This is a genomic window from Pigmentiphaga litoralis (assembly GCF_014651835.1).
GTDB classification, from domain to species: domain Bacteria; phylum Pseudomonadota; class Gammaproteobacteria; order Burkholderiales; family Burkholderiaceae_B; genus Pigmentiphaga; species Pigmentiphaga litoralis.
In genome coordinates this window covers 1,976,320-1,994,550 of sequence record NZ_BMXQ01000001.1, presented here as the reverse complement: position 1 = coordinate 1,994,550, position 18,231 = coordinate 1,976,320, and the positions used below count along the sequence as shown (strand labels likewise).

General features: G+C 64.9%; 19 protein-coding genes. 13 read left to right on the top strand and 6 right to left on the bottom strand.

Annotation, left to right across the window (positions count from 1 at the left end; all coding sequences use genetic code 11):
- Positions 1–63: 63 nt before the first annotated feature.
- From IE116_RS08985 to araD, 3 genes are all read right to left on the bottom strand, one after another.
- Entirely contained in the window at positions 64–1,059 is a 996-nt protein-coding gene (locus IE116_RS08985) for a Bug family tripartite tricarboxylate transporter substrate binding protein (RefSeq protein WP_189611681.1), read from the bottom strand.
- Positions 1,060–1,246: 187 nt separating this feature from the next.
- A complete protein-coding gene (locus tag IE116_RS08980; protein WP_189611679.1) occupies positions 1,247–1,966 on the bottom strand; it encodes a ribonuclease activity regulator RraA in 720 nt (239 codons plus the stop codon).
- A gap of 163 nt (positions 1,967–2,129) precedes the next feature.
- Positions 2,130–3,869: an L-arabinonate dehydratase gene (gene araD, locus IE116_RS08975; protein ID WP_189611677.1), complete on the bottom strand. Its 1,740-nt coding sequence runs from the start codon at positions 3,867–3,869 to the stop codon at positions 2,130–2,132.
- Between the two features lie 147 nt (positions 3,870–4,016).
- Here araD and IE116_RS08970 point away from each other — a divergent pair, with 147 nt between their 5' ends.
- Together IE116_RS08970 and IE116_RS08965 are read left to right on the top strand one after the other, a co-directional pair.
- Entirely contained in the window at positions 4,017–4,721 is a 705-nt protein-coding gene (locus IE116_RS08970) for a GntR family transcriptional regulator (RefSeq protein ID WP_189611675.1), read from the top strand.
- Positions 4,722–4,756: 35 nt separating this feature from the next.
- Positions 4,757–5,182 (top strand): RidA family protein, encoded by a 426-nt coding sequence (locus IE116_RS08965; protein WP_189611673.1) that lies wholly within the window; start codon positions 4,757–4,759, stop codon positions 5,180–5,182.
- A gap of 11 nt (positions 5,183–5,193) precedes the next feature.
- On the opposite strand, the gene IE116_RS08960 is transcribed toward IE116_RS08965, so the two are convergent.
- The 3 genes from IE116_RS08960 to IE116_RS08950 form a co-directional block, all read right to left on the bottom strand.
- Positions 5,194–6,309 (bottom strand): SMP-30/gluconolactonase/LRE family protein, encoded by a 1,116-nt coding sequence (locus tag IE116_RS08960; protein ID WP_189611671.1) that lies wholly within the window; start codon positions 6,307–6,309, stop codon positions 5,194–5,196.
- 96 nt (positions 6,310–6,405) lie between these two features.
- Positions 6,406–7,305, bottom strand: coding sequence for a tRNA glutamyl-Q(34) synthetase GluQRS (gene gluQRS / locus IE116_RS08955; RefSeq protein WP_189611669.1), 900 nt, complete (start codon positions 7,303–7,305; stop codon positions 6,406–6,408).
- On the bottom strand, positions 7,302–8,246 hold the full coding sequence (locus tag IE116_RS08950; RefSeq protein WP_189611666.1) for a LysR family transcriptional regulator: 945 nt from the start codon (positions 8,244–8,246) through the stop codon (positions 7,302–7,304). Before IE116_RS08950 ends, gluQRS begins: the two co-directional genes overlap by 4 nt.
- A 133-nt stretch (positions 8,247–8,379) precedes the next feature.
- Between IE116_RS08950 and IE116_RS08945 the strand changes: the two genes are divergently transcribed.
- The 11 genes from IE116_RS08945 to IE116_RS08895 all read left to right on the top strand — a co-directional run bounded on the left by IE116_RS08945 (position 8,380) and on the right by IE116_RS08895 (position 18,208).
- The gene (locus IE116_RS08945; RefSeq protein WP_189611664.1) at positions 8,380–9,078 is read left to right on the top strand and encodes a pirin family protein; all 699 of its coding nucleotides are present in this window, start codon (positions 8,380–8,382) and stop codon (positions 9,076–9,078) included.
- Between the two features lie 320 nt (positions 9,079–9,398).
- Positions 9,399–10,244: an IclR family transcriptional regulator gene (locus IE116_RS08940; RefSeq protein WP_189614528.1), complete on the top strand. Its 846-nt coding sequence runs from the start codon at positions 9,399–9,401 to the stop codon at positions 10,242–10,244.
- Entirely contained in the window at positions 10,241–11,038 is a 798-nt protein-coding gene (locus IE116_RS08935; protein ID WP_189611662.1) for an SDR family oxidoreductase, read from the top strand. Before IE116_RS08940 ends, IE116_RS08935 begins: the two co-directional genes overlap by 4 nt.
- Complete coding sequence (locus tag IE116_RS08930; protein WP_189611659.1) at positions 11,031–12,722, top strand: thiamine pyrophosphate-binding protein; 1,692 nt, start codon at positions 11,031–11,033, stop codon at positions 12,720–12,722. Before IE116_RS08935 ends, IE116_RS08930 begins: the two co-directional genes overlap by 8 nt.
- Before the next feature lie 3 nt (positions 12,723–12,725).
- Entirely contained in the window at positions 12,726–14,201 is a 1,476-nt protein-coding gene (locus IE116_RS08925) for an aldehyde dehydrogenase (RefSeq protein WP_189611657.1), read from the top strand.
- Between the two features lie 22 nt (positions 14,202–14,223).
- Positions 14,224–15,186 (top strand): VOC family protein, encoded by a 963-nt coding sequence (locus tag IE116_RS08920; RefSeq protein ID WP_189611655.1) that lies wholly within the window; start codon positions 14,224–14,226, stop codon positions 15,184–15,186.
- Between the two features lie 20 nt (positions 15,187–15,206).
- Positions 15,207–15,557 carry a hypothetical protein gene (locus IE116_RS08915; RefSeq protein ID WP_189614527.1) on the top strand — a complete coding sequence of 117 codons (351 nt, stop codon included), beginning with the start codon at positions 15,207–15,209 and terminating at the stop codon, positions 15,555–15,557.
- Positions 15,554–15,775: a recombinase-like helix-turn-helix domain-containing protein gene (locus IE116_RS08910; RefSeq protein WP_229828068.1), complete on the top strand. Its 222-nt coding sequence runs from the start codon at positions 15,554–15,556 to the stop codon at positions 15,773–15,775. The genes IE116_RS08915 and IE116_RS08910 overlap by 4 nt, the downstream gene beginning before the upstream one ends.
- A gap of 15 nt (positions 15,776–15,790) precedes the next feature.
- A complete protein-coding gene (locus tag IE116_RS08905) occupies positions 15,791–16,816 on the top strand; it encodes a Rieske 2Fe-2S domain-containing protein (protein ID WP_189611654.1) in 1,026 nt (341 codons plus the stop codon).
- The gene (locus IE116_RS08900) at positions 16,813–17,232 is read left to right on the top strand and encodes a RidA family protein (RefSeq protein ID WP_189611652.1); all 420 of its coding nucleotides are present in this window, start codon (positions 16,813–16,815) and stop codon (positions 17,230–17,232) included. Before IE116_RS08905 ends, IE116_RS08900 begins: the two co-directional genes overlap by 4 nt.
- Positions 17,233–17,251: 19 nt before the next feature.
- Complete coding sequence (locus IE116_RS08895) at positions 17,252–18,208, top strand: PDR/VanB family oxidoreductase (protein ID WP_189611650.1); 957 nt, start codon at positions 17,252–17,254, stop codon at positions 18,206–18,208.
- Positions 18,209–18,231 lie beyond the last annotated feature (23 nt).

The window sequence follows — 18,231 nt, the reverse complement described above, 5'->3', positions numbered from 1 at the left end:
GGCAGGGGGCGGCGGCGAAAGTCTGCCGCAGCGGCTATTCCCAGCCGCATGGCGCGATCGCTATCAATTGGCGGTCGCGCCCGACTTCTGCACCAGCTCCGCCCAGCGTGGGATTTCCTTTGCCATGAATGCCTGCAGCTCGGCGGGGCTGCTGCCAACGACTTCCATGCCCAGTTGCTGCGTCATCTTCTGGCGCACTTCGGGATTCTGCAGTGCTTTCACCACTTCGGCGTTCAGGCGCTGCACGATGTTGGGCGGGGTGCCCTGCGGGGCGTACAGCGCCTGCCAGGACACCATCTCGAAGTTGGGCAGACCGGCCTCGGCCATGGTGGGTACGGTTGGCGCCAGTGCCGACCGCTTGGGGGACGTGACGGCCAGGGCGCGCAGCCGACCGGCCTTGATCATCGCTTCGCCCGCTGTCAATTGATCGAACAGGAAAGGCACCAGGCCCGCCACCACGTCCTGCAAGGCTTGCGGGCTGCCTTTGTACGGAACATGGGTCATGGGCACGCGGAGGGTGTCGGCAAACAACTCGCCCGCCAGATGGGTCGACGTGCCGGCCCCGGAGGATGCAAACGTCAGTTTGCCGGGCTGTGCCTTGGCATACGTAATGAGTTCCTGCACGGAGTGGATCGGCAGCTTGGCGTCCACCATGAGCACGTTCGGTACATAGGCGATCAGGCTGACCGGCGCAAAGTCCTTGACGGGGTCGTAGCTCAGATTCTTGTACAGGCTTGCGTTGATGGCGTGCGTGCTGATGGTGCCACCGAACAGGGTGTAGCCATCGGGTTTCGCACGCGCCACGTAGGCCGCCCCGACGCCGCCCGCTGCCCCGGGCCGGTTTTCGATGATGACCGGCTGGCCCAGGGATTTGGATATTTCCTGGCCCAGTGTGCGTGCCACGACGTCGGTCGACCCGCCCGGCGCAAATGGCACGACCCAGCTGATCGGCCGATTCGGCCAGGCGTCTTGCGCAAGCGCGGTGTGCAGGGGCAGGGCGGCGCAAGCGGCGGCCAGGGTTACGGCGCGCAGCGCGCCGAAAGAGGGGGCGTAGGGCATGGTGTCTCCAGATGACCGGCGTCGTGGCCGGTCTGTTGTGCTTGTGATGGGGGCGCCAGGCCATTGGCGCCCGGTGTCAGGGGATGGGTTTCAGGCGCCCTGTATCAGGCGCCCTGTATCAGGCGATCGGTGTCAGGCGATCGGCGATCGCGGGTGACGTGCGCAGTCGGCAGTCGGCGGTCGGCCGTCAGCGCTGCCTTGCCTCGCGCCAGGCGGCGAAGTCGACGCGGGACTGGTCGTGCGTGGGTGGATAGAGCCCGATGATCGACCGGCCTTTCAGGACCTCTTCGGTCACGAAGTCTTCGAAGGCGGTCATCTCGACGGCTTCGGTTGCGATTTCGTCAGCAATGGCGGCCGGGATGATGACGACACCCTCGCCGTCGCCAACGACGACGTCTCCGGGAAAGACGGCAACGTCGCCGCAGCCGATCGGCACGTTGATGTCGATGGCCTGATGCAAGGTCAGATTGGTGGGCGCCGACGGGCGGCTGTGATACGCAGGCATGGCAAACCGTGCGATGTCGGGCGAATCGCGAAAGCCGCCGTCGGTCACGATGCCGGCCGCGCCGCGTTGCATGAGGCGGGCGACAAGAATCGACCCGGCGGATGCGGCGCGGGCATCCTTGCGGCTGTCGATGACCAGCACCGCACCCGGCGGGCAGGTTTCGACGGCTTGCCGTTGCGGGTGGGACGCGTCGTTGAACACGGCGATCGTATTGATGTCTTCGCGGGCCGGGATATAGCGCAGCGTCCAGGCTTCGCCGACCATCGTCGGCGCCAACGGATTCAACGGGCGAACGTCCTGAATGAACTGGTTGCGCAGGCCGCGTTTGAACAGGGCAGTGCACAGGGTGGCGGTGCTGACCGTCCGGAGCATGTCGCGGGTGCGCGGGTCGAGAGTAGGCATGGCGGGTCCAGGAAAAGAGAAGAACAGGGCGCCTGGCACCGGCCGATGGGCTGGCCGGCGCAGCAACAGGTGGGGCCTTGGCAGACGTGCAAGAACGTTCAAACGTCGTGCAAGGAACGGTGAAACGACGGTGAAACGACGTTCAAACGACTTCCGATAAGCCTTAATAGATATTCGGCTCGCCGATCGGCGCACCGAAATCGGTCTGCAGGAAATCGAAGTCACAGCCGTCATCGGCCTGGCGGATATGACGGGTGAACATCCAGCCGTAGCCGCGCTCGAAACGAGGCGGCGGGGGCACCCAGTCGGCTTGCCGCCGGGCGAGCTCTTCGTCGGACACATCCAGATGAATGCTGCGCCGGTCAATGTCGACAGAGATCAGATCGCCGGTGCGGACCAGAGCGAAGGGCCCGCCTATGTAGGACTCGGGCGTGACGTGCAGAATGCAGGCGCCATAGCTGGTGCCGCTCATGCGCGCATCCGACATCCGGAGCATGTCGCGCACCCCTTGCCGCACCAGTTTTTTGGGTATGGGCAACATGCCCCATTCGGGCATGCCGGGGCCGCCCTGCGGGCCGGCGTTGCGCAGAATGAGGACGTGATCGGCGGTGACATCAAGGTCGTCGCGTTCGACGGCTTCTTTCATCGACGGGTAGTCGTCGAACACCAGGGCCGGTCCGGTGTGCTTGAAAAAGCGCGGTTCGCAGGCGCTTGGCTTGATGACGCAGCCGCCCGGCGCGATGTTCCCGCGCAGCACGGCCAGCGCCCCTTCTTTGTAGAGCGCCGTGGCCTGCGTGCGGATGACGTCGTCGTTGTAGACCCGGGCGCCCTCGATGTTGTCGCCCAGGCTGCGGCCCGTGACCGTCAAGGCATCCAGATGCAGCTTGTCGCGGATCCGGCTCATCAGCCCGGGCAGCCCGCCTGCGTAGAAAAAGTCTTCCATCAGGTAGGTGTCGCCGCTGGGGCGGATGTTGGCGATCACCGGCACGTGCCGGCTCGCGGCGTCGAAGTCTTCCAGGCCGATGTCGTTGCCAGCGCGGCGGGCCATGGCAATGAGATGGATGATGGCATTGGTCGAGCAGCCCATCGCCATGGCGACCGCGATCGCGTTTTCGTAGGCGGGGCGCGTCTGGATGCAGGCCGGGACAAGATCTTCCCAGACCATGTCGACGATGCGGCGGCCGGCCTCCGAGCACATGCGGATGTGGCCCGCGTCGGCCGCAGGGATGGACGAGGCGCCGGGCAGGGTCATGCCGATGGATTCCGCGATCGCGGTCATGGTGCTTGCGGTGCCCATGGTCATGCAGGTGCCATGACTGCGCGCAATGCCGCCTTCGATGCCGATCCATTCGGCCTGGCTGAGCTTGCCGGCGCGCCGTTCGTCCCAGAACTTCCAGGCGTCCGATCCCGACCCGAGCACCTGGCCTTTCCAGTTGCCGCGCAGCATGGGACCCGCAGGCACGTAGATGGCCGGCACGTTCGCGCTGGTGGCGCCCATCAGCAGCCCGGGCGTGGTCTTGTCACAGCCGCCCATGAGCACCACGCCGTCGATGGGATGCGAACGAATCAGTTCTTCGGTTTCGATCGCCAGCAGATTGCGGTACAGCATGGTGGTCGGCTTGACGGCGCTTTCCGACAACGAGATGGCCGGAAGTTCGACCGGAAAGCCGCCTGCCTGCAGCACGCCGCGCTTGACGTCGTCGACGCGTTGCTTGAAATGCGCATGGCAGGGATTGAGGTCCGACCAGGTGTTGATGATGGCGATGATCGGCCGGTCCAGCCATTCCTCGGGCGAATAGCCCATCTGCATGATGCGTGAACGATGACCGGAAGAACGCAAATCGTCTGGCGCAAACCAGCGCGCGCTGCGCAAGGTGTCGGGTGTTTTTCTGGGTCGGGTCATTGTCTCGTACCGTTGTTATCGACTGCAGGGCCGGCGCGGTGCTCAGTGGCCCGCTGATGGCATTGAAGCACTAATATATTAGTGCGTCAACGGGCGGGGGCCTGGGGTAAACTCGCTCGTCACCCTTACCGAACTGTCGATCTGCTCATGGAAGCGACCCTCCCCAACGTCCCGGTGCAACGGTTCCTGTTCGACCGCACGCGCCAGGCGGCGCCGCAGGTGTTCGAGCACATGCGGGATCAGATCATCGCCATGGCGCTCCCTCCGGGAACGGTCTTGTCGCGCGTCGATCTTGCCGCGCAGTACGGGATCAGCCAGACGCCGGTGCGTGACGCCTTGATGCGTCTGAGCGAAGAAGGCCTGGTCGATATCTTTCCGCAGCACGCCACGCGGGTCAGCCCGATCGATATCGCGCTGGCCCAGCAGGCGCATTTTCTGCGGCGGTCGATCGAACTGGAAGTGGCGCGGGCGCTTGCCGAATCGGCGGAACCGGCCCTGGTGGAAAGCTTGCGCGCCAACATACGGCGCATGCGCGCGGTGGTGGAGGATGGCAACTATGTCGAGTTCACCGTCCTGGATCAGGGATTCCACCGCACTCTGTACGAGGCAGCCAAGGTGCCGGACCTGTTCCATCTGGTGCGGCGCCAGAGCGGCCATCTGGACCGTCTGCGGCGACTGCACTTGCCGATCGAAGGCAAGACCAAGGCCGTGGTGCGTGACCACGTGGCGATCGTGGACGCCATTGCCGCCGGCGACCCGGTCAAGGCCGAAGCGTGCGTGCGCGCACACCTGTCGGGTACGCTGTCGCATCTGGACGCGATCCGCTCGCGCTATGCGACCTATCTGCGTTGACCCTTCCCCATCGCTGTCATCTTATCGAGGCCTCCATGACCGCAGCTCCCGCACCGCTCGCCAACTATTCCGACGTTCGCCGCACCGGCCAGCAACTGTATGTCGCAGGGACGACCGCGCGCCTGACGGGCGGCGTGGCAGGCGTGACGGTAAGCGCCAGTGGCGTGAAGACGTACGACGTGGGCGCGCAGACCGATGTCATCCTGCAGAAGATCGACACGGCGCTGCGCCCGCATGGCTCGTCACTGGGGCGGTGTGTGGCCTTGACCTGCTATCTGGTGGATATGGCGGACTTTGCCGCGTTCAACGAAGCGTACAACCGCTGGTTTCCGCCGCACGTGGTGGCGCCGACCCGAACATGCGTGGCGGTGCTGGCCTTGCCGCACCCCGACATGCGGGTCGAGATCACGGCGATTGCCGGCTTGCCCGAGCCCGACGAAGGCCGCGGCCCGTCGGACTGACCCGCTCCTGCTCAAGCCGGCTTGCGAAACTTCAGCAGCCGGGTTGGCAGTGCAATCGGCTGGTTCGGGTCGAACCAGCTCATGTCCGGGATCCGGGAGTCGGTCACATACATCGTGCCGTCGGGCCCCTCGGCCAGGGTGTCGGGCCACCGGAAATCAGGCGCCTGCGCCCACGGGCGCACCTTGCCGTCTTGCAGCACCGACACCGCGTTGTCTTCCACTGCCGTGATGTAAAGCCGACCCTGGGCATCGATGTGCAGACCGTCGGCCGGACCATGTTCCACCACCTTTTCCACCTGCTGGCCAACGGCGTCGGGGCTGGCCTGCGTGTCCAGCAAGGCCGCGGTCGGGATCCGGTAGATCGTCTTGCCCTTGACGGCCTGCCAGTACAGGTGCCCGCCATCGGGCGACAGCGCAATGCCGTCGGCTGAGAAAACGACGCCACGGCCATCGGTCATCAGGAGCGGCTCGCCGTCGGACTTCACCTGCACCGTGGTGTCGACCTGAGTGCTGGGGTGACCGTCCAGCACCCGCCGCGCGGAGCCGGCCTCCAGATCCACGACGACGATGGCGCCGTGGGCGCCGGAGTCGGTCAGGTAGGCCGTCCTGCGATCCGGGCTCAGGCGGATGTCGTTCAGATAGCTGCCTTGGGGCGCAATGGTCTCGTCAAACGCAATGTTCTGCACGACGCGGTTGGAGGCCAGGTCGATCTTCACCAGCTTGGGGGCGTCGGGCACCACCTGGGCCTGCGCGGGGGCACCGGGGTCGATCACCCACAGGCTGTCGCCATGCGGATCCGCCACGACCGACTGCACACACACCCAATGGTCGTTGGCGGTCATATCGTCGCGTTTGGCATTGCGCCAGCTGTTCCATTCCTCGTCGGGATAGGGACGCAGTGACCCGTCCGGCATCAATTCGGCCACCGAAACGGGCGCATCTTCAGTCCAGCGCGGGAAGTTGACGAAGAACCGATTGTCAGGCGTGACGGTGATCCCGGTGACCTGGTGTTCGAAGGTCGCGACGACTTCAAGCTCGGCACCGCCGGCTGCCGATCCGCCGATCGACGACACGTCGATCTCAGGAGACCGGCAAGCCTGAACAAAGGAAAAGGGATAGCGAAGCATGGGGACATCCTTGCTGAGGCGCCGCGGGGGACATGCCCCATGCATGTCCGCACGACGGCGCGTGGATACCCCACGCAGCAACAACGGTGCCCAGGGTCAGGCGCTGCCCACCCCGCTGTCTACCCATCTCGCGGCCCACACCCGGGTCGCTTCGGCCAGCCAGCCTGGCACATCCTCGCGGACGATGTCGCCCAGCCCCAGATGCGCTCCGGCTGCCCGCAAGCCGTCCAGCGCGTGCGCAGGGTCCAGGGCGGTGGCGCCCGTCTGCTTGGACAGTTTCTGTCCGTCCCCATTGGTGACCACCGGAACGTGCATCATGCGCGGTTCAGGCAGGCCCAGCAGACGCTGCAGGACGCGCTGGCGGGGCGTCGATGCCAGCAGGTCGGCGCCGCGCACGACGTCGGTCACCTGTTGCGCGGCATCATCCACCACCACGGCCAATTGATAGGCCCACAGTCCGTCGGCCCGCAGCAGGACGAAATCGCCCACCTCGGCCGCCACGTCCTGCGCTTGCGGGCCGACCCAGCGATCGTCCAACCGGACCACCCCCGGGGGCACGCGCACCCGCCAGGCCCTGGCATGACGGCCCGGCGGCAGGCCGTGGGCGCACGTGCCGGGGTAGGGGATCTCACCCTCGGGCAGGTGGCCGTCGCGCCGCAGCACCGAATCGGCGATTTCCTTGCGGGTGCAACCGCAGCCATAGATGTGGCCTTCGCGGATCAGGCCGTCAAAGGCGTCACGATATACGGTGTCGCGCGCGGACTGGACCATGACGGGGCCGTCCCAGTGCAGGCCGTAGCCCTGCAACTGCTGGCAGATGCGGTCGGCTGCGCCCGGCACCACGCGTGGCGTGTCCAGGTCTTCCATGCGTAGCAGCCATTGCCCGCCGTGCGCGCGCGCGTCCAGGTAGCTGGCCAGGGCGGCCACCAGGGATCCCTGATGTAGCGGGCCGCTCGGGCTGGGCGCAAAACGTCCGACGTAGGGGCGGCGGGTCACGGCAGCACCTCGCGGGCCGGCCCCTGCGCATGCAGCGGCATCAGCAAGGCCGCTCGCAACCGGGGCGATTCGAGCCGTTGCAGGAACCACTGCAAGGCCAGGCCTTCCGCTGGGGCGCGCCAGGCGTACAGCACGCGTTCGTTCAGGGGCACGCCGTCCACCGTGCGCGCTACCAGCCGGCCTTGCGACAGATAGGGCGCGGCCATGGGCTCCGGCAGGTAGCCACATCCCAGTCCGCGCAGCTGCGCCTGCAGCTTGGCCTGCAGGGTAGACACCGTCAGCGTGTGCTGTACCGACAGCAGTCCCTTGGACGTAACGGGCAGCCGGCGGGATGTGTCGGCGACGGCCACGGCCGTGTGACGTTCGATCAGGGCCGGGTCCAGCGGTTGGTCCATGGTGGCCAGCGGATGATGGGGCGCCATGCAGAACACGAACGGCATTTGCCCGATCACGCGCGAATGAAAGCCCTCTGCCGGGGCGCCATCCGCATCGGTGCCGATGGCAAGGTCTGCCCGCCCGCTGAGCAGGGCGTCCCAGTTGCCCTGCAGCACTTCGGTGGAAAAGCGCAGCCGTGTGCCGGTGCCCAGGGCATGGAAGTCTTCCACCAGGTCGAACAGCGGGTCTTCACACAGGATGGCGTTGACCGCGATGCGCAGCTCCACCTCCCACCCGGTGGCGATACGTTTGACCCGGTGGGCCAGGGCATCGAAGGCATTGAGCAAGTGGCGGCCTTCGCGCAGCAGTTCGGTCCCGGCGCGCGTCAGTTGTGCGCGGTGACCCGAACGGTCGAACAGCAGGACATCAAGGTCGTCTTCCAGGCGACGGACCGAATAGGTCACGGCGGAGGGCACTTTGCCCAGTTCGCGCGCAGCCTTGGCAAAACTGCCGTGGCGGGCGATCGCGTCGATCATCTGCAGGGATTCTGGCGTCAAGGACTGCATGGCACTCGTTCAAATTTATTGAATGGTTCCGTCAAATCATACGGCACCGCCGTCCACGCCCGGCGCCCACAATGGATCCATCGTCAAGCGCGCAACGGCAGTGACCGGGGCGCAGCAACTGGAGCTTTGCATCATGATCACCCTTCGTCGCAGTGAAGAACGCGGTCAGGCCAACCACGGCTGGCTCAAGAGCGCCCACACGTTTTCGTTCGCGGGCTACTACGATCCGTCCCACATGGGCTTCGGGCCGCTGCGTGTGATCAACGACGACATCATCGCCGCCGGCCGCGGCTTCGGCACCCACGGTCACCGCAACATGGAAATCATTACCTATGTGCTGGACGGCGCCGTGGCCCACAAGGACAGCATGGGCAATGGGTCCACCATCCGCCCGGGCGACGTGCAGCGCATGAGTGCGGGCACCGGCGTGCAGCACTCGGAATTCAATCCGGATACGGCACACGCCACGCATCTGCTGCAGATCTGGATCGAGCCGAATGAGGTCGACGGCGAGCCCGCCTATGAAGAAAAGAATTTTTCGGCCGAAGACAAGCGCGGCCGCTTGCGGCTGGTAGCCTCGCCGGACGCAGCGGACGGGTCGGTCGGGATTCGCCAGGACGCTCGCCTGTTTGCGGGCCTGTTCGATGGTGACGAGCGCGCGACGCTGCCCCTGGCTGCCGGTCGCAAGGCATGGGTGCATGTGGCCCAGGGCCAGGCCACGGTGAACGGTAAAGCGCTGAACGCAGGGGATGCGGTCGCGCTGGAAGGCGAGCCGGAAGTGGCGATTGCAAACGGCACGGGCGCCGAAGTGCTGGTGTTCGATCTGCCTTGATACACCGCCGGGCGGTCAACTCGGCGCGACACAGTCCGAACCTGCATACCTCGGTGTCTGAGCGGCGGCCTTCCAGGCCGCCGTTTTTCGTTGCAAAAGGCCGTTTCGTCTGGGGAAGAGGAGAGATTTATATGTTGTTCCATCAACACCACAACAGCGTGGGCCATGCAATCCGTGCTGCAAGGGTTTACCCTAGTCGCATTGGGGGTGCATGCACGCTACTATCTGTTCCGTGTTCCATATATGGGCCGCTGGTTCATATACGAAACAAAAACGACTTCCCGAAACGTTTGGCTGACAGCACTCCCCCTTCCGTGAACATGCCCCGCCCCGACGCGCAGGACAAGTATCTGGTTCCAGGCCTGGAACGGGGCCTGCGCGTCCTGTGCGAAGTGGGCAAGGGCGACGTCAACCTGACCGCTCCTGAACTCGCGCGCCGCCTGCAGGTACCGCGAACTACCGTGTTCCGGCTCTTGTCTACCCTTGAACATCTGGGTTTTGTCGCACGCACCGACAGCCGCCGGGAATTCGGGCTGGGCATGTCGGTGCTCCGTCTGGGATTCGAATACCTGTCTTCACTTGCATTGACCCAGCACGGCCTGCCGGTGCTTGAAGCGCTGCGCAACGAGTGCGACTATTCCTGTCATCTGGTGGTGCGCGATGGCGCGCATATTGTCTATGTCGCCAAGGTGGCGTCCGAGCGGCCCCTGGCCAGCTCCGTCAACGTCGGCACGCGCCTTCCTGCCCACGCCACCGCGCTGGGCCGGGTGCTGCTGCAGGACATGGATAGGGAAGCCTTGCGCAAGGTGTTTCCGCAGCCGACGCTGGCTGCCCATTCCCCGTCCACGCCGACCTCGGTCGACGCGCTGGCGGCCATGCTCGAACTGGACCGCGCACGCGGCCATGTGTATTCGGAAGGCTTCTTCGAACCCGGTATTTCCACGGTTGCCGCCGCCGTTCGCGATGGCAACGGCCAGATCGTCGCCGCGCTGGGGGTGACCATTCCGCAGCCGCGAATCGATGCCGATGCGCTGCGGGTGCTGGTCCAGCGCGCGCACCGGGCCGCCAGCGATCTGTCGGCACGGCTTGCCGCCGACGCCGGCGCGGACTTGGAGTCTCCTTCGTCCCGCCGTCCCTCTTCTTTCAACGGAACGACCGCTCAATGACCATGTACAACCTTCAAGGCAACGTCGCCGTCGTGACCGGCGGCACTTCCGGGATCGGCCTTGCCACCGTCGACCTGCTGCTGGAAGCCGGCGCCGCCGTCGCTTTCTGTGGCCGCGACGAGGCCAAGCTGCGCACTGCGCGCGAAGGCCTGCTGGCAAAGTATCCCGGTGCCACGATCTTTGCCGATCGCTGCGACGTGCTGGTGCCCGAGCAGGTGCAGGCGTTTGCCGCCGCGGTCGAGCAGAACCTGGGCAAGGCCGACATCCTGGTGAACAACGCCGGACAGGGCCGCGTGTCGACGTTCGAAAGCACGGAAAACGCCGCCTGGCTCGAAGAAATGCAGCTGAAATTCTTCTCGGTCATCAACCCGACCCGTGCCTTCATTCCGCAACTCGAGCAGTCGGACAATGCCGCCATCGTGTGCGTCAACTCGCTGCTGGCGATCCAGCCCGAGCCGCACATGGTCGCCACGTCGGCCGCCCGCGCCGGCATCCACAACCTGGTGCGCTCGCTGGCATTCGAGCTGAGCGCCAAACACATCCGCGTCAACGGCATCCTGCTCGGCCTGGTCGAGTCGGGCCAATGGCGCCGCCGCTACGAGAACCGCTCCGACAAGTCCCTGTCGTGGGAAGCGTGGACCGCCGGCATTGCCAACGAAAAGCAGATTCCGCTGGGCCGCCTGGGCCGCCCCGAGGAACCTGCACGCGCCATCTTTTTCCTAGCCACGCCCTTGTCGTCCTATACGACGGGCAGCCATATCGATGTTTCCGGAGGGGTCTGCCGTCATGCCTGATACCAACAAAATTACCGTGGGCGCAGCGATTGCCGCCTTTCTCGAAAACTGTGGTGTCAAGGCGGCCTTCGGTGTCATCTCGATCCACAACATGCCGATCCTGGATGCCTTTGGTGAACGTGGCAACATCCGCTTCGTGATGGCGCGCGGCGAAGCCGGCGCGACCAACATGGCCGACGCCTATGCGCGCACGGTCGGTGGCCTGGGCGTTACCGTCACCAGCACCGGCACCGCTGCCGGCAACGCCTCGGGCGCGATGGTCGAAGCGCTGACCGCCGGCACGCCGCTGCTGCACCTGACCGGCCAGATCGACAGCCCTTACCTGGACCAGAACCTGGGGTTCATCCACGAAGCGCACAACCAGCTGGACATGCTGAACGCCGTCTCCAAGGCCGCCTTCCGCATCCGCACGCCGGAAACCGCGATCGGTGTCCTGAAGCGCGCCGTGCAGATCGCCATGACCGCGCCGACCGGCCCCGTCAGCATCGAGATCCCGATCGACGTGCAGCAGGCCCTGATCGACTTGCCTGCCGACATGAACCCGCTGCCCATCGTCAGCGCCGTACCGTCCGACGCTGCGCTGGACGAGCTGGCCGACCGCCTGTCCAAGGCGACCCGTCCACTGCTGTGGCTGGGCGGTGGTGCACGCCAGGCCGGCGAGCAGGTGCGCCGTCTGGCCCGGCTGGGCTTTGGCGTCGTGACCACCACGCAGGGCCGCGGCGTCCTGCCGGAAAACGATCCGGCCATCATCGGTTCCTTTACGGCGTCGAAGCCGGTCGAAGCGCTGTACCAGACCGCCGACGCCATGCTGGTCGTGGGCTCGCGCCTGCGCAGCAACGAAACGCTCAAGTACGCCCTGAAGCTGCCCAAGACGCTGTACCGCATCGACGCGGATCCGCAGGCCGACGGCCGCGGCTACCGCAGCGACTATTTCGTGACGGGCGACGCCACCCTGGCACTGAAGGGCCTGGCCGACCGTCTGGAAGGCAAGCTCAACGTCGACGGCAAGATGGCCGACGACGTGCAGCGCGCGCGCCAGGATTCGGTCAAGCAACTGATGGACGACGTCGGCCCCTACGCCGCGCTGATCGACAAGCTGCAGGCCCGCATTGATACCGACTGCGAAGGCACCGACTTCAACTGGGTGCGCGACGTGACCCTGTCGAACAGCATGTGGGGCAACCGCCTGCCCAACCTGGCCGATCCGAAAGCCGGCGTGCATGCCCTGGGCGGCGGCATCGGGCAAGGTCTGGCCATGGGGATCGGCGCAGCCATCGGCTCGGCGGTCACTTCGGGCAACAAGACGGTCATGCTGGCCGGTGACGGCGGTTTCATCCTGAACCTGGGCGAACTCGCCACCGCGGTGCAGGAAGAGGCCGACGTGGTCATGATCCTGATGAACGACCAGGCCTATGGCGTGATCAAGAACATCCAGGACGCCGTGTATGGTGGCCGCAAGCACTATGTGCAGCTGCATACCCCTGACTACGCACTGCTGTCGCAGTCGATCAACCTGCCGCACACCCGCGTCAGCGACCTGGCCGACCTGGACGCCGCGCTCGAACAGGGCTTCAACACCGAAGGCCCGTTCCTGATCGAAATCGACATGCTGTCGGTGGGGGGCTTCAAGGCCACGTTCGCCGGTCCGCCGTCCAAAGTTCCTGCCGACAAGGCAAAGGCGTAAGCCATGAGCAACGAGAAAACCCTTCCGATCTGTATCGCCGGCGAGTGGCGGCTGGGCGGCGGCGACCGTTACGCCACCCTGTATCCGGCCACCGGCGAGCCGCATGCCTGGTTGAACGCCGCCAGCCTGGACGACGTTGAAGAAGCGATCCAGGGCGCGCACAAGGCCTTCCGCGAAAGCGGCTGGGCCCAGAAGAAGCCGCATGAACGCGCTGCCGTGCTGTATCGCGTCGCGCAACTGATACGCGAGCGTTCCGAAGAACTGGCGCAAATGCAGCGCCTGGACAACGGCAAGCCGATCAGCGAAACGCGTGGCCTGGTGGCCAGCGCCGCCGGCACCTTCCAGTTTTTTGCCGCTGCCTGCGAGACCCTGGAAGAAACGATTACGCCGTCACGCGGTGACTTCGTCACCATGAGCGTGTACGAGCCGATGGGCGTCGTCGCGGCCATTACCCCGTGGAACTCGCCGATCGCGAGCGAAGCCCAGAAGATGGCGCCGGCGCTGGCCGCTGGCAACGCCGTCGTGGTCAAGCCTGCCGAAATCACGCCGCTGGCCGCGCTGGAACTGGCAAAAATCTGCGAAGCCGCCGGCGTGCCCAAGGGCCTGATCAGCGTATTGCCGGGCAAGGGCTCGGTGCTGGGCGACGCAATCACCAAGCATCCGCTGGTCAAGCGCGTATCGTTTACCGGTGGCACCACCACCGGCAAGCACATTGCGCACATCGCAGCCGACAAGATGATGCCGGTGTCGATGGAACTGGGCGGCAAGTCGCCAACCATGGTGTTCAAGGACGCCGACCTGGACCATGCCGTCAACGGCATCCTGTACGGCATCTTCAGTTCGTCGGGCGAGTCCTGCATTGCCGGTTCGCGCCTGTTCGTCGACGCCAGCATCTATGACGAAGTGCTGGACCGCCTGGCAGCCGGCGCTGCCCGCCTGCGCGTGGGGGATCCGGCCGACGAAAAGACCCAGATGGGGCCGCTGATCACCGCCAAGCACCGCGAATCGATCGAGCAATACGTGGCGCTGGGCGTGAGCGAAGGCGGCCAGATCCGCACCGGCGGCGAGCGTCCGTCGGTGGCCGGGCACGAAAACGGCTACTTCTATCGTCCTACCATCATCGAAGGCCTGAACAACCAGAACCGCACGTGCCAGGAAGAAATCTTTGGCCCGGTACTGGTCGCCATGCCCTTCAGCAATGAACGCGATCTGATCGAGCAGGCCAACGACAGCGTGTACGCGCTGGCCGCCGGCATCTGGACCCGCGACTTCAAGAAGGCCTGGAAGATTGGCCGGGAAGTCCAGGCAGGCACCGTCTGGATCAACACCTACAAGCAGTTTTCCATTTCGACCCCGTTCGGCGGCTGGCGCGACAGTGGCCTTGGCCGCGAAAAAGGCCGGCTCGGCATCTTGCAATACATGGAGCAGAAGGCCATGTATTGGGGCACCAATGAGCAACCGCTGGGCTGGGCAAACTGAGATGGCGCATCAGGAGAGCAACATGGATGTACTGGGCATTGACGAGATCACCTACGGCGTGGACGATCTGGCGACCTGCAAGAAGTTCTTCGCCGACTGGGGCATGACCCTGGTCGAGGAGACCGACAAGTCGCTGGTGTTCGAAACCATGAACCGTTGCCGCGTGATCGCCAAGACGACCGACTTTCCGGGCCTGCCGGCCGGGATCGAAGACGGCCCGACGCTGCGCGAAGTGGTGTGGGGCGTGTCGAGCGACGAAGTCATCGCGCGCTTTACCGAGATCGTGAAGAACCTGCCGGGCTACGTGAACGACAACGCCGGCCGCATCGGCTGCACGGACCCCAACGGCCTGGCCGTCCGCTTCCAGAAGACGCGCAAGATCGACGTCGAAATGGAAGTCGCGGGCATGAACACCTGGACCGACAAGTCGCGCCGCAACCAGCGCAGCCCGATCTATGAACGCGCGACCCCGATCGAAGTGGGCCACGTGGTCTTCTTCGTGAAGGACGTGAACGCCGTCGAGAAGTTCTACACCGACAACTTCGGGTTCGTGGCCTCCGACCGCTACCCCAACAAGGGCGCGTTCCTGCGCTGCGCGCCCGAAGGCGGTCACCACGACATCTTCCTGCTGCAGCCGCCGCACGGCAAGCCGGGCCTGAACCACGTGGCCTTCGCCGTGCGCGACATCCACGAGGTGTTCGGCGGCGGCATGGCCATGTCGCGCCTGGGTTGGGAAACGCAGCTGGGCCCCGGCCGCCACCCGATTTCGTCGGCCTATTTCTGGTACTTCAAGTCGCCGGCCGGCGGCCTGATCGAGTACTACGCCGATGACGACTACCTGGACGCCGAATGGGAAGCCCGTGAATTCGAGCCGGGCCCGACCGTGTTCGCCGAATGGGCGATCGACGGCGGCCTGGACGGCCACACGCGCCGCCAGGTCGGCACCAAGGGTCCGGACGGCAAGTTCCTGACCGACAAGCGTTGATGGCCGACCCGAGCCCGATGATGAACCCACCCGACGCCGCCCCGGCCGCCGTGCCGTCGCCGAACATTCTGCTGACCGTGCTGCTCAAGCACGATCAGTCGAACAACCTCGACGCCGTCCAGACCAGGCTGAAGGACGCCGACTGGTGGGAGCGCTTTCCGCCAGAAGGCGTGAAAGTGGTGTCGTGGACGGTGGCCATGGGGTTCGGCCAGATCGTGACGCTCGACGTTCCCGCGCACCTGCTGCCGCTGGTGAACGTCGAACTGGAACGGTCCGCCTGGGGCGTGTTCCGCACCGAGTGTTTTCCAACGTATGACTTTGTCCCGGTTCGCGAACGCATTCGCGAGCGGGTGAGAAATGGAGGTAAATGATGCAAGATCGTTATCTGGAACCCCATCAGGCCCGCAAGCGCGAGCCGACGGCCTACGAGAACCTGCTGGGCGACTCGCTCGAACGCGCGTTCAGCAGCGGCGTGCATGAACTGTCCGGCCTGGTCGAATACCTGAACAACTATGGCCCTCCGGGCATGGACGCGCGTCCGTGGACCGAGGAGATCCTCACCAAAGAGCTGGCGCGGCTCGCCAACTAACGCAGGAGCATGGCAATGAGCACCAAATACCAAACCCCTGATGACCTGTTGGCCGTCGGCCTGAAAGACCTCTGGTACCCGATCTGCCCATCGGACTTCGTGACCGACAAGCCGATTTCGCTGCGCCGCCTCGGCCAGAAATTCGCCATCTGGCGCGATGCCGACGGCACGCCGTACGCGCTGGAAGACCACTGCCCGCACCGCGGCGCACCGCTGTCGCAAGGTATCCCGATGGGCGACCGGATCGCCTGCGGCTACCATGGCGTGCAGATCCGCAAGGACGGCGTGGTCACCAGCGTGCCCGGCAGCCCGGGTTGCAGCCTGGAAGGCAAACGCGCCGCACGGTACTTCCACCTGAAGGAAGTGGCCGGCGCGATCTTCCTGTACAACAGCAGCGAACAGATTGAGACCCCGCCGCCGCTGAACCTGCCGGAACAGCTGACCGATGACGCGACCTGGTCCAACTTCCTCTGCTACACCGAGTGGAAGGGCGACTACCGCTACGTGATCGACAACGTGATGGACCCGATGCACGGGACCTATCTGCACAAGCAGTCGCACTCGATGGCCGAAGGCTCGACCGTTGCGGAATTTGGCGTGCGCGACACGCCCACTGGCTTCATCTTCGAAAAGAAGGGCCAGCGCAACATGAACTTCGACTGGACCGAATGGGCCGACACCGGCATCCATTACATGCTGCTCGAAATCCCGTATCCGAAGTCGGGCGGCCCGGGCGGCAGCTTCGGCATCGTCGGCATCTACACGCCGATCAACGAAAAGCTGTCGGCCGTGTTCCACTGGCGCGTGCGCCGCGTGCAGGGCTGGCAGCGCGATGCCTGGCGTTTCCTGTACCAGAACCGTCTGGAAGCGCGGCACTGGGCCGTGCTGGAGCAGGACCGTGTGATGCTGGAAGAAATGGAACCTGACGCCAATACGCGCGAGAACCTGTACCAGCATGACATCGGCATCGTGCGGCTGCGCCGTCATATGCGCAAGCTGGCCTCGGCCCAGCTCGAGCAGCTGCAAGACAAGGCGGCATGAGCACCCCCGCACCGGTCCGCCGCGTCATCGCTTCGTCGCTGCCCGAACGCGACACGATGACGTGGTCCAATTGCCTGGTGCGGGGCAACGAGATCTCGTTGTCCGGCGTGACCGCGAACCCCGAATCGACGGTCGACGCCCCGCTCGGCACCTACGAGCAGACACGGGTGATCCTGAACAAAATACGGGCGTTGGTCGAAGCCGCTGGCGGTACGGTCGAAAATATTTATAAACTGGTCATTTACGTCACCGACATCCAGGACAAGGACGAAGTCGGACGGGCCCGGAAAGAATTTTTCCAGGTGCCGTATCCTTGTTCTACTTTGGTCGGGGTGAACGCACTCGTTTTTCCCAGCCTGACCGTGGAAATCGACGCATTTGCCAGCCTCGATTACGCCCTGCGCGCGAGCGCCTAACGCTTCCAGATATCCGTCCATGAATACCAGCTCACTCATTCCGGTCCTGATCCACACCATCCGCCACGAAGCCAAAGGCATCATCAGCATCGAATTTCGTGCTGCCGAAGGCGGCGAATTGCCCCCGTTCGAAGCCGGTTCGCACATCGACCTGCATCTGGACAATGGTCTGGTCCGCAGCTATTCGCTGTGGAATTCGCCGAACGAACGGAACCGCTATGTGGTGGGCGTGCTGAACGACAAGAACAGCCGCGGTGGCTCGAAGTTCGTCCACGAGAATCTGCGTGTCGGCACGATCATCAAGGTCTCGCTGCCGCGCAACAACTTCAAGCTGGACGAGATCGCGCCCAAGTCGGTGCTGGTCGCGGGCGGGATTGGCGTCACGCCTATCTACTGCATGTTCAACCGCCTGCGCGACTTGGGCAAGCCGGTCGAGATGCTGTACTGTGCGCGGTCCAAGTCCGAAGCGGCGTTTTCGGAAGAACTGCTGGGTCATGAAGCCATGGTCACCACGCACTTCGACGAAGACAAGGGCGGCCCGCCTGACCTGAAGGGCTTCCTGGCGCAGCATTCGGCCGACACGCACTTCTACTGCTGCGGCCCGACGCCGATGCTGAACGCGTTCGAAGCCGCCTGTGCGGAACTGAACTTTCCCAACGTCCATGTCGAGCGGTTCGCGGCGGCGGGCGAAGTCGAAGCGGTGCAGGACTCTGCCTACCGTGTCGAGCTCAAGCGCAGCAAGAAGACGCTGGACATCCCGGCAGGCAAGTCGCTGCTGGACGCGCTGCTGGATGCGGGCGTGGATTGCGACTACAGCTGCCGTGAAGGCGTCTGCGGCGCCTGCGAAACGTCGGTGATCGAAGGCGAACCCGAGCATCGCGATTCGGTGCTGACCGAACGCGAACGCGCATCGAACAAGACCATGATGGTCTGCGTGTCCGGGTGCAAGGGCAAGAGCCTGGTGCTGGATCTGTAAGCCGCCAGCGCTAAATGAAAGAA